This window comes from Aliiroseovarius sp. M344 (assembly GCF_025140835.1).
In the GTDB taxonomy this organism is placed as follows: Bacteria; Pseudomonadota; Alphaproteobacteria; order Rhodobacterales; family Rhodobacteraceae; genus Aliiroseovarius.
Genome location: NZ_CP081153.1, coordinates 1215106 through 1225661, shown reverse-complemented (window position 1 = coordinate 1225661; position 10556 = coordinate 1215106). Strand labels below are relative to the sequence as shown.

At 57.2% G+C, this 10556-nt stretch carries 11 protein-coding genes; 4 read left to right on the top strand and 7 right to left on the bottom strand.

Going from position 1 to position 10556, the window contains the following annotated elements; genetic code table 11:
• Positions 1-7: 7 nt before the first annotated feature.
• Positions 8-697, bottom strand: a complete 690-nt coding sequence (locus tag K3556_RS05935; protein ID WP_260518804.1) for a tripartite tricarboxylate transporter TctB family protein — start codon at positions 695-697, stop codon at positions 8-10.
• 55 nt (positions 698-752) lie between these two features.
• A complete protein-coding gene (locus K3556_RS05930; RefSeq protein WP_260518803.1) occupies positions 753-1694 on the bottom strand; it encodes a tripartite tricarboxylate transporter substrate-binding protein in 942 nt (313 codons plus the stop codon).
• Positions 1695-1866: 172 nt separating this feature from the next.
• Here K3556_RS05930 and K3556_RS05925 point away from each other — a divergent pair, with 172 nt between their 5' ends.
• Both K3556_RS05925 and K3556_RS05920 read left to right on the top strand, forming a co-directional pair.
• Positions 1867-2667, top strand: coding sequence for an IclR family transcriptional regulator (locus K3556_RS05925; RefSeq protein ID WP_260518802.1), 801 nt, complete (start codon positions 1867-1869; stop codon positions 2665-2667).
• 1 nt (position 2668) lies between these two features.
• Entirely contained in the window at positions 2669-4021 is a 1353-nt protein-coding gene (locus K3556_RS05920; protein ID WP_260518801.1) for an aspartate aminotransferase family protein, read from the top strand.
• Positions 4022-4069: 48 nt separating this feature from the next.
• Here K3556_RS05920 and K3556_RS05915 read toward each other — a convergent pair whose 3' ends face one another.
• Genes K3556_RS05915 through K3556_RS05900 form a run of 4 tightly spaced genes read right to left on the bottom strand, consistent with a single transcriptional unit; the run spans position 4070 to position 7428 of the window.
• On the bottom strand, positions 4070-4453 hold the full coding sequence (locus tag K3556_RS05915; protein WP_260518800.1) for a VOC family protein: 384 nt from the start codon (positions 4451-4453) through the stop codon (positions 4070-4072).
• 33 nt (positions 4454-4486) lie between these two features.
• Positions 4487-4804: a 2Fe-2S iron-sulfur cluster-binding protein gene (locus K3556_RS05910; protein WP_260518799.1), complete on the bottom strand. Its 318-nt coding sequence runs from the start codon at positions 4802-4804 to the stop codon at positions 4487-4489.
• A gap of 27 nt (positions 4805-4831) precedes the next feature.
• Complete coding sequence (locus K3556_RS05905; RefSeq protein ID WP_260518798.1) at positions 4832-6121, bottom strand: glutamine synthetase family protein; 1290 nt, start codon at positions 6119-6121, stop codon at positions 4832-4834.
• Between the two features lie 47 nt (positions 6122-6168).
• Positions 6169-7428, bottom strand: a complete 1260-nt coding sequence (locus K3556_RS05900; RefSeq protein ID WP_260518797.1) for a cytochrome P450 — start codon at positions 7426-7428, stop codon at positions 6169-6171.
• A gap of 87 nt (positions 7429-7515) precedes the next feature.
• On the opposite strand from K3556_RS05900, the gene K3556_RS05895 reads away from it, so the two are divergent.
• A complete protein-coding gene (locus K3556_RS05895) occupies positions 7516-8223 on the top strand; it encodes a type 1 glutamine amidotransferase (protein ID WP_260518796.1) in 708 nt (235 codons plus the stop codon).
• 8 nt (positions 8224-8231) lie between these two features.
• Here K3556_RS05895 and K3556_RS05890 read toward each other — a convergent pair whose 3' ends face one another.
• Positions 8232-8882: a GntR family transcriptional regulator gene (locus K3556_RS05890; protein ID WP_260518795.1), complete on the bottom strand. Its 651-nt coding sequence runs from the start codon at positions 8880-8882 to the stop codon at positions 8232-8234.
• 236 nt (positions 8883-9118) lie between these two features.
• On the opposite strand from K3556_RS05890, the gene K3556_RS05885 reads away from it, so the two are divergent.
• The gene (locus tag K3556_RS05885; RefSeq protein WP_260519181.1) at positions 9119-10516 is read left to right on the top strand and encodes an aspartate aminotransferase family protein; all 1398 of its coding nucleotides are present in this window, start codon (positions 9119-9121) and stop codon (positions 10514-10516) included.
• Positions 10517-10556 lie beyond the last annotated feature (40 nt).

The window sequence follows — 10556 nt, the reverse complement described above, 5'->3', positions numbered from 1 at the left end:
GGGCCCCTCAGAAATGCAAGATGAAGAATGAACGCAGCGCGCCCGGCAGGTACTCATACAGCGCTGCGCCGGGAATTTTCACCTGCAGGAAGCTTTTGAAGACCAAAACGACGATGAAGGCGAAGATGACCGCGGTCCAAAGCATCAACCTGTCTCGATAGCCGACCCGCCAAGTCAAGATCGGTGCGAAGGCCAGTGTCACAGGCAGATAGCCGATAAAGGGAACCAGAAAAACATAGGCCAGAAACCACGCGGCCCATTCAAACACTGACGCCCAGACTTTTGCCTCGCGACGGTCGGTCCAGTGCTGGTAAAGCCACGTCACCCGGATGGTCGCCACCAAAAACACCATCGGTGCTGCGGCCACCGGACCCAGCCAAAGGGAAAAGCCGACGGCCAAGACCGCCCAGAACAGGCTTTCCGCCCATTGCAGCCAATCTGCCTCGCGCATCCAGCGTGGCAGGCGTCGCGGTTTGCGCGGCAGATGCCAGAAATGCAGCGCCGTGAAGATCACCATGCCGCCAACGCCAATTGCAGGCCAGAACCTTGGCTGGGCAAAGAAGTCTTTCCCCTGCAACCATTTGGTCTGACTGCCTATCGAAGCGATCAACAGCGTCGCGCAGATCAGGAACAAGGCCGCAAACAGCACTTGGCCCCGTTGCGGCCTGTCCGGATGTTCGGAAATCTCTTCGCTCATGCCTGCCCCCGACAAGAAAACAGGGCCGGACAATGCCGGCCCTGATCATAAAGAATTATTCGAGGATCTTGCCGATCCGTCCACCCGTTTCCTGATCGGTTGCGATACGTGCGGCGGACGCCTCTGCATCCATCCAGTAAACCAGCGCGCCGGTTTCCTTTGCAACAGCCTGAGCGCGTTCGCTCATCACGGTTTTCTGCGCGACGGCAGCAATCTTCTCGCGCACATCGGCGGGCGTGTCCTTGGTTACAAACAGACCGTTCCAAAGCGCGATGTTCAGGCTTTCGTCCAGTTCGCCAATGGTGGGCACATCCGGGATCAGGCTGATGCGTTCATCCGTCACGGCCATCAGCACCTTCACGGTATCAAGGCAGGGCAGGATCAACTGCAACGTGGTGTTGATGACATCCGCGTCCCCTGATGCAAGCGTGTTGCAATCGAGCGCGTCGAACGCTGCATCCGACCCCCAGCCAAAGCCTGCGTTGATCGCATAGGCTTTCGTAACCTGCGTGGGCGTCAAAACGTCACCGAAATGGCCCAGCGCAACATCGTTTTCTTGCGCATAGGCGGCAAGTTCTTCCATCGAGCTGTAGGGGGCATCCATGCTGGTCGCGATGACAAAAGGATAGGTCAGGAAGATGCCGATCGGGTCGAACTTGGCCGGCGTCAGTTCGTCAATGCCGATCTCATGCCCAATCACCGACACGGCAGGCACAAAGCTTCCGATCGTGTAGCCATCTGCCGGGGCCGTTGCGACGTCGATCGCGCCGGGGAATGGACCACCGCCCCCACCAGGTTTGTTCACCACGGCCGCCGACACGCCGTATTCCGCCTGAAAGTCTTCGGCAATCATGCGCGTCAGCACGTCTTCCAGATCGCCCGGAGGCCACGGAACGATAAAGCTGACGGGCTTTTCCGGGTATTCCGCCAGCGCCGGGCCAGCAAGAACCGAAGCTGTCAGCGCTACAGCCCCCACAAGAATGGATTTGGTATTCATGACGATCTCCCTATTACGTCGTGTTCGCGATTGCATCGGTTCATTATATGAACCATCGGTTTTAAATTAGATTGACAGACAGGGGTCATTGCTGTCAACAAAACAATGAACATGCGAACTAATTTTACGTGCCGGGCGATTGCCCTCTGCCGGTCTGATGATGGAACCACGAATGGGAACAACATCCAAAGCCCTGTCATTGCTGAATTTTTTCAGTCGCGCGACCCCACAGGTTGGGCTAAGCGATCTTGCGCGCTTGTCTGCGATGAATAAGGCGACAGTTCATCGTTTACTGGGCGAACTCGCAGCACATGGATTCGTTGAACAAGTGGGATCAGGTCGCGAATACCGCCTTGGCCCGGCCTTTCTGCGCCTCGCCGCGTTGCGCGAAAAAAACGTTCCGATGCGCGATGTGGCGATGACCCAGCTAACGGATCTCAGTGATGCCACCGGCGAAACATCGCATATGTCGCTGTTGAATGGCGACGTCCTTTCGAACCTCGCTTATGCCTATGCCTCGCGTCATGGCACCATGGTGATGATGGAAGATGCCGAAGTGTTGGAACTCCATTCGACTGGCTCTGGCTTGGCGGTTCTCGCCCATTCCCCCAAATCGTTCATCGACGAGGTTCTGGCCCAACCGTTGGTCGCGCGCACGCCGCAAACACTGACAGATCCGGACTCGATCCGCGCCTTGCTGCCAAATATCCGCGAAGCTGGCATGGCAATATCAATCGGCGGGTTTGAAGAGGACGTAATATCGCATGCTGCGCCGATTTTTGACGCCCGTTCGACCTGCATCGGCGCAATGGCCGTGGCCGCCCCGGTTTCCCGCATGACAGAGGCGCTTCAGGCAGTGATCCAAAACCAGTTGATGGCCCGCGCCCGGCAAACAACACGCATCTTAGGTGGGTTTCCGCCTGATACTTTTCCAACATTTGAACAGCAGGTGACGCTGCAGATAGAGGCTTAAGATGAAAGATTCCAACTTTCTGAAAGAAAAGAATGCGCGATCGCTCTGGCATCCGATGACCCACCCAGCAGATAGTCTGGCCAATCCGCCGACCATCGTCACTGGGGCGCAGGGGGTCCGGATCACCGACGTGGACGGGCACGAAGTGGTCGATGGCGTCGGCGGGCTGTGGAACGTGAACCTCGGCTTCTCGTGCCAACCTGTAAAAGACGCGATCGCAGCGCAGTTGAATCAGCTGCCTTATTACTCGACCTTTCGCGGCACCTCGAATGACAAGGTGATTGAGCTGTCCGAGATGCTGCGCGACTTCTTCGCGCCCGACGGGTTAACACGAGCATTTTACACCTCGGGCGGATCGGACAGCGTTGAAACCGCGTTGCGTCTGGCGCGGCAGTATCACAAAATCCGGGGCGAACAGGGGCGCACGAAGTTTCTGAGCCTCAAAAAAGGGTATCACGGCACCCATATGGGTGGCGCGTCGGTCAACGGAAACGCCAATTTCCGCACCCAGTATGAACCGCTTCTGCCGGGTTGTTTTCACATCCCCGCGCCTTACACTTATCGCAATCCATTCAATGAGACTGCCCCGGAAAAGCTGTCACAGCTTTGCCTGCAGGCTTTAGAGGACGAAATCGCGTTTCAGGGCGCTGGCACAATCGCGGCCTTCATCATGGAGCCTATTCTGGGCGCGGGCGGCGTTATCCCACCCCATGAAAGCTTCATGCCTGGCGTGCGCGAGATATGCTCGAAACACGGTATCCTGCTGATCGCGGATGAGGTGATCACCGCATTCGGCCGCACCGGCGGGTGGAGCGGCAGCCGGTATTGGGGCGTCCAGCCTGATTTCAGCTGCACCGCCAAAGCCATCACCAACGGCTATTTTCCGTTTGGCGCGGTGATGATCGCCGACCATCTTGTCGATACGTTCGAGAAGGACACGACCGGCAAAGCCGCAATCGGTCATGGCTACACCTATTCAGGCCATCCCGTAGGCGCCGCGGCGGCCATTGCCTGTTTGAAGGAAACCCTGCGGCTGAAGGTCAACGAAAACGCTGCTACGCGTGGGGCAGAGCTGTTTGCTGGGCTCCAAAAAATAGGGGAGTCAAATGACATCGTCGGGGATGTTCGCGGCGGCCACGGTTTGATGTGCGCGCTTGAGCTGGTTTCGGATCCCTCAACCAAAGACCCCATCGACAAAAAGACGGTCAACACCATCCAAGAGGCCACTTATCAGAACGGCGCGATGATCCGCGTGTCTGGTCCCAACATCATCCTGTCGCCGCCTTTGGTGATGACATCCGAAGATGTGCAAACCCTTTTGACCGCTTTGGAAAAAGGGTTCGCGGCAGTGTGACCGTCGCGCCGCCTTGTCAAAAGCCGCCCTGTGGGGCGGCTTTTTCGTTCAGCGATGTTGATCGATCAAAACAGGGGTCCCGTCCGGGTCAATCACGACAAAACTGGCTGGTCCATCATCGCCCCCCTGCTCTTGCGTGATCTCAAGCCCCGCCTCTTTCAGGCGCGCCTTGATCTCGCGCACGTCTTCAAAGGGGTCGACGTTGCCAGCAGATTGATCCCAGCCGGGATTGAAGGTCAGCATGGTCCCATCAAACATCCCCTGAAACAGCCCGACAAGCGTGTCACCGTTCTTCATAATTAGATAATTGTGGTCCTCGGTGCCTGCGTATTTGGTGAAGCCAAGCGCCTCATAAAAAGTGCGGGATTTGGCAAGGTCTTTTACCCCAAGACTGATTGAAAATGCGCCAAGCTGCATAGTGTGATCCTCCATTACATCGCTGGAGGGTATCACATTTCTGCAAAATCAGAGCGCCACTGGCACAATCAACCTGAGCCCATCCAGATCATTTGAGGCGTCAATCTGGCAGGACAGCCGAGACGCCGCGGTCACTTCGCCGTCCGCCATCTCCAACATGGCTTCTTCGAAATCTCCCATCTCGCCGGTTCGAATAAGCCAGCCCGCGTCGACGTGAACATGGCAGGTGGCGCAAGACAGCGACCCACCGCATTCACCCTGAATGCCTGAAACATTGTTGGCCACGGCAGCTTCCATCAGGTTGACGCCTTCGTTAACGTCAGCCACAACTTCCTCGCCCCCAGGCAAGACCCAGGTTACTTTCATCTCAACTCTCCTTGTTCTTTCCGTGTGTTAGACGAAGTGCACGTAGAAATCCCGAAGCCCGTCCCCTTCAAGGTCACGGGTTTTTATGACTTCCTTACGCTTCATGAAAATGTGGTTGTCGACCAGCAGTCGGCCGACCTTGTCGCCCAGCACCTGATCAGCTTCGAGATCATCCATCGCGCGCTTCAGATCGACGGCGGTTCCTTCACGGGCATCTGTGCTGTCAAACCCGTCACCGGCTTCCATCGGGCCTAGGTCATACCCGTTCTCAACTCCGAGAAGAGACGCCTGCAGAACAGCGGCGACCGCCGTGTAAGGGTTGGCCGTGGCGTCTGCCATCCGGTGTTCCAGCCGCGACTTCGGCCCGCCTTCGCCCGATATCCGGGTCGTCACGTTGCGATGATCCCCGCCCCAGTTTCGCCAGTAGCCGGACAGCGATCCGGGTTGCAGGCGCTGATAGGAATTCGAGGTCGGCGCAACGAGGCCCGACAGGCCTTTGTGGTGGTGCATCAAGCCTGCGATACACCCCCGCGCCAAATCGTTCATGTTCTCAGGTCCACCCACCGGACCATTTTCCAGCGCGTTGCGCCCCTGTTCATCCTGAAAGCTGAAATTGATATGCATGCCAGACCCGCCTGCCTCGGCAATCGGTTTTGGCATGAAGGTCAAGACTAGCCCGTGTTCCAAGGCGACCTCGCGCGCCATCTGGCGGAACAGAACGATGTCGTCGAGCTGCTTCAATGCTTCATCGAATGTCAATGTGAACTCGAATTGCGGGCTGTCATATTCGGCCGTGAACATATCGACGTTGAAGCCCAGATTGTCCGCACGCTCCCACAGATCATCGGTGAACCTGAGCGGATCTGAGAACGGGCCAGTCCCATAGACCACGCCACCGGGCGCATCATAGGGCACAAGACGCCCGACCTCATTGGCCATCAGGGCATAGCATTCCAGCTCGATCCCGATCATCGGCTTCAGGCCCCGCGCGTCCCACGCAGCGATGGCGCGTTTCAGTGCCTGACGTCCGCACAGCTCCAGCGGCGCGCCGTTCTGATCGTAAAGATCACCAATCACGATTTTAGTAGAGCTTTCCCAACTGTCGCGGATGTCGGCCTCGCGCCAACGCAGTTCCATATCGGGTAAGCCCTCTTTCATCATAGCGCCGGGGGCATCCAGAAGGTCTTTGTCGTAATGCACCCCGAAGGTCGACCGACAAAAGCGCGTTTCGCCATCCTCGATCTTGTGATTGGGCAGATATTTGCCACGCAGAATGCTCAGGTGATCGCACCAAAGGGCGCGCAGTCGATCTTTCATCTAACCTCCCTACCCGGCGTCTGCCGGGACCGCCGCATTTCACGGGGCTATTTGGCCTGCATGGTGACAGGCAGTTCTTTTATGCCACCAACAAAGTTGGACCGCAGGAATTTGTGATCCCCTGCTGGTTCGACCAGTTTGACGCGTTTTGCGAGTTCTTCAAACAAAACCCGCACTTCCAGACGCGCCAAATGCATTCCTAGGCACACATGCGGGCCGCCCTGCCCAAAAGACATGTGCCGATTGGGACTGCGGTGAAGGTCAACGCGATTGGGATCATCAAATACGTTTTCATCCCGGTTGGCCGAGATCCACCAATACAGCACCTTGTCGCCTTCGCGGATGGTCTTGCCGTGAATCTCGTGGTCACAGGTCGCGGTGCGTCGGAAATACAGCGCCGGCGTTGCCCAGCGGATGATTTCGTCCGGCGCGGTGCCCCAAACGTCGCCACCTTCCTGCATCTGGCCCAGAAGTTCCGGCTGGTGGCACATGGCCTGAATGCCGGCGGCGATCGAATAGCGCGTGGTGTCATTGCCTGCCGCCACCAGAAGGCAGAAGAAATTGCGAAACTCTTGCTCTGGCATGACGTTGCCGTCCTTGTCAGGTTGCAAAATCATATGCAGAACGCCATCCGTGTCGCCTTCGCGTTCCTTTCTTGCCAGAAGTTCGCGGGCATAGTCGAACAGCTCGGCCCCGGCCGGGCTGTTAAATGGCATCATGCGGTATTCATCGGTTTGCATCTTGTCCAAGACATGGTCAGTGAAATCCGGATCGGTGTTTGCAATCAGCGCATCACCCTTTTCGACCAGCCATGGCAGGTCTTCATCCGGCGTGCCGAGGATTCTGCCCAACATCATCATCGGCAACTGGCGCGCAATGACCTTGGTCGCATCAAAAGTGCCCTTCTCAAGCGCGGCGTCCAGAATGGGGTGACACAGATCGCGGATTTGTTGCTCGAACCCTGCCACGACCGGGCGCGAAAACGCCTTGCCTACCTTGACGCGGGTTTTCATATGTTCGGGCGGATCGGTTTCCTGAAAGGTGCGCCGCGCTAGGTATTCCTCGTAGGACTGGTCCTCCATTCGGATACCTTGCGCCGAGGACATCACCTGATAATTCCGGTTCAACTCGGTAATGTCGGCGTGGCGCACGATATTCCAGAAGCCCTTGCCGCCCTCCCAATCCGTCCAACTGACCGGTTCGTCCCGTCTCAGGCGCGCAAACGTATTGTGCGGCGCTCCGTTCACAAAAGTGTCGTGGCTGGACAGATCGGCAAATCCGTCGTCATTAGGGGTCCAGACCGTCATGCGCGCCTCCTTGGCTGATATGCGGTTGTATGTTGCGCGTCTTAAAATATATTATAGAACATGTTAAATATGTAAAGCGGGGAAATCATGCGTATCGCGATCTTGATGACCAACACGGATGAAAGCGAATTTGCCCAACAACATCCGAAGGATGGCAAGAAGTGGAGCAATCTGCTTGGCCCGAAACGCCCGGATTGGGAGTTCACGGTGTATTCTGTGAAAGACGGTGATTTCCCGGAAGATGAGTCGGCGTTTGACGGGTGGATCGTGACCGGCAGCCCCGCCTCCGTGCGCGATGATGCACCGTGGATCGCGCCCTTATTGGATCTTATCACCCGCATTGAAGCGTCAAAAAAGCCGCTCTTCGGCGCCTGCTTCGGGCATCAAGCCATCGCGCTTGCCCTTGGTGGTGAGATCGGACAGAACCCGGACGGCTGGGTCTTTGGCTCGGTCGAGATCGAGGCGACGGCCCGCCCACCCTGGATGGAGGCGCGGCGGTTCTGGCAATATGGCGCGCATATCGAACAAGTCACCAAGCTGCCCCAAAACGCCCAGATTGTGTTGCGCCATGACGGCTGCCCTGTCGGCGGATTTGTGATCGGCGACCACGTGTTCACCACCCAAAACCACCCTGAAATGACCCACGACTTCATCGCAGCCCTGATCGAGGAGCTGGCCACCAGCAAACCTGCTGACGTGATCGAAAAAGCCCGCGCCTCGTTGCCCCTGTCTGCGGATAATGGCCTGTTCTCTGACTGCATCATTCAGTTTTTCGAACACGAGCGTGCAACGTAACGGGCGGTTTATCCAAGCGCTGCCAGAAGATCCATTACCGTCACCCGGTCAAAGTGAACATGGCGGACCATCAAGGCTTCGGCCTCGTCCGCTTTATGTGACAGTATCAGGTCAGCAATCTCGCGGTGTTCACGCGCACTTTGCGCAATCGCGCCGGGATGGGCATAGCGCGCACGATAATACGCCAGCAACTTGCGGGCATTCATCTTGATCATATCCAGAAGGAACGGATTGCCGGACGCCTCGCCCACCAGTTTGTGGAACTCGATATTAAGCGCATAGTACCCATCAAGGTCGCCGTCACCCTTGTTCTTCGCATGCGCTTCGCAGGCCGCGACGACCTCATTCAGAGGCCCTGCCAATTGTGATGGCATGCGTCGTGCCGCCAAACCAGCCGCCTGCCCCTCCAGCCGGGCATGAACCTCAAGTATCGCTAAGAATTCCTCGAGCGAGGGCTTGAACAGAACTGCCCCCTTGCGTGGCTGGCGCATGATCAGGCCCATTGCCTCAAGCCGCAACAACGCCTCGCGCAGCGGCGTGCGGGACACACCATATCGGGCAATCAGCGCGTTTTCGTCGATCGGATCGCCGGGGTTGAGTTCGCCGCGGTCAATCCCCATCAGGATCGCATTCAATACTGTATCAGTCTGTCCAGCCATGATGCGAGTTAAGCAAATCCAGCAATAAAATCCAGCCCTTGCCCCTAACAAGCGCCAAGCCTGCAACGAATTCAGTCCAATCATCCGGCACAGGATCGCGAAATCGCCAATTCTGGACATAAAACAAGATCGCGCTGGCCCTATTTTCAAGGCTCAAAAATGCGATCCTATTTTTGATCAAAGATTCTTTGTTCCCCGGCTTCGCGCTCTGGGAACACGCAGCGTTGGAGGAAACGATGGACGGCGCACTCAAAGAAAACGACATTTCGCATGTGGTCGAGGCTGACAAGGCCCATGTCTGGCATCACCTGACCCAGCATAAGCCATTCGAGACGAGCGATCCGCGGATCATCGTAGAAGGCAAAGGCATGCGCGTATGGGACCAGAACGGCAAAGAATTTCTGGATGCGGTCTCGGGCGGTGTCTGGACGGTTAACGTGGGCTATGGCCGCGAAACCATCGCAGATGCAGTGCGCGACCAACTGGTCAAGCTGAACTACTTCGCAGGCTCGGCCGGGTCGATCCCCGGCGCGCTGTTCTCGGAAAAGCTGATTTCGAAAATGCCGGGCATGAGCCGCGTCTATGTGACCAACTCGGGCTCAGAGGCAAACGAGAAAGCCTTCAAACTGATCCGCCAGATTGCGCATAAGCGTTACGGCGGCACGAAAACCAAGATCCTCTACCGTGAACGCGACTATCATGGCTCGACGCTGGCCACGATGTCGGCAGGTGGTCAGGATGAGCGCAACGCGCAATACGGCCCGTTCGCACCTGACTTCATCCGCGTTCCCCACTGCATGGAATATCGCAAGGAAGAGCTTGGGCTTGGGCATTTGTCCGGCGCCGAATTCGGCCGGGCGGCAGCTGACGCGATCGAAGAGGTCATTTTGCGCGAAGGAGCCGACACGGTCGGCGCCCTGTGCCTTGAGCCAATCACCGCAGGTGGTGGTGTGATCGAAGCGCCGGAAGGTTACTGGGATCGCGTTCAGGAAATCTGCAAGAAATACGACATCCTGCTGCATATTGACGAAGTCGTCTGTGGGCTGGGCCGCACCGGAACCTGGTTTGGATATCAACATTACGGCATCCAGCCGGATTTCGTCACCATGGCGAAAGGTGTGGCCTCAGGCTACGCCGCGATCGCCTGCTGCGTCACGACCGAGAAGGTCTTTGAGATGTTCAAAGACGACAGCACTGATCCGATGAACTATTTCCGCGATATCTCAACCTTCGGCGGCTGCACCGCCGGACCGGCTGCCGCACTTGAAAACATGCGGATCATCGAAGACGAAGGGCTGCTGGAAAACACCATAGCCATGGGTGCGCGCATGATGAGCAATCTGGAAGCGCTGATGGAAAAACACAGCGTGATCGGCGATGTGCGTGGCAAAGGTCTGTTCCTCGGCGTTGAACTGGTCAAAAATCGCGACACCAAAGAGCCGGTCAGCGAGAAAGAAGTCGGCGCGGTCGTCGGAGACTGTGGTGCGCAAGGTGTCATAATCGGCGCGACCAACCGGTCAATTCCCGGCAAAAACAACACGCTGTGCTTCAGCCCTGCGCTTATCGCGACGGCTGATGACATTGATCGCATCACCGAAGCAGTGGACAAGGCCCTGACCAAGGTTTTCGGCTAAACCTCTCGCCCAAGCCGCATAAAGACGATAAGAACGGGCC

What these genes read in the sequence shown, in the direction of transcription:
- K3556_RS05900 (WP_260518797.1), bottom strand. Translation starts at nt 7,428, where the DNA reads ATGACGGTCTGGACCCCTAATGACGACGGATTTGCCGATCTGTCCAGC.
- K3556_RS05890 (WP_260518795.1), bottom strand. Translation starts at nt 8,882, where the DNA reads ATGGCTGGACAGACTGATACAGTATTGAATGCGATCCTGATGGGGATT.
- K3556_RS05895 (WP_260518796.1), top strand. Translation starts at nt 7,516, where the DNA reads ATGCGTATCGCGATCTTGATGACCAACACGGATGAAAGCGAATTTGCC.
- K3556_RS05910 (WP_260518799.1), bottom strand. Translation starts at nt 4,804, where the DNA reads ATGAAAGTAACCTGGGTCTTGCCTGGGGGCGAGGAAGTTGTGGCTGAC.
- K3556_RS05885 (WP_260519181.1), top strand. Translation starts at nt 9,119, where the DNA reads ATGGACGGCGCACTCAAAGAAAACGACATTTCGCATGTGGTCGAGGCT.
- K3556_RS05905 (WP_260518798.1), bottom strand. Translation starts at nt 6,121, where the DNA reads ATGAAAGATCGACTGCGCGCCCTTTGGTGCGATCACCTGAGCATTCTG.
- K3556_RS05935 (WP_260518804.1), bottom strand. Translation starts at nt 697, where the DNA reads ATGAGCGAAGAGATTTCCGAACATCCGGACAGGCCGCAACGGGGCCAA.
- K3556_RS05920 (WP_260518801.1), top strand. Translation starts at nt 2,669, where the DNA reads ATGAAAGATTCCAACTTTCTGAAAGAAAAGAATGCGCGATCGCTCTGG.
- K3556_RS05915 (WP_260518800.1), bottom strand. Translation starts at nt 4,453, where the DNA reads ATGGAGGATCACACTATGCAGCTTGGCGCATTTTCAATCAGTCTTGGG.
- K3556_RS05930 (WP_260518803.1), bottom strand. Translation starts at nt 1,694, where the DNA reads ATGAATACCAAATCCATTCTTGTGGGGGCTGTAGCGCTGACAGCTTCG.
- K3556_RS05925 (WP_260518802.1), top strand. Translation starts at nt 1,867, where the DNA reads ATGGGAACAACATCCAAAGCCCTGTCATTGCTGAATTTTTTCAGTCGC.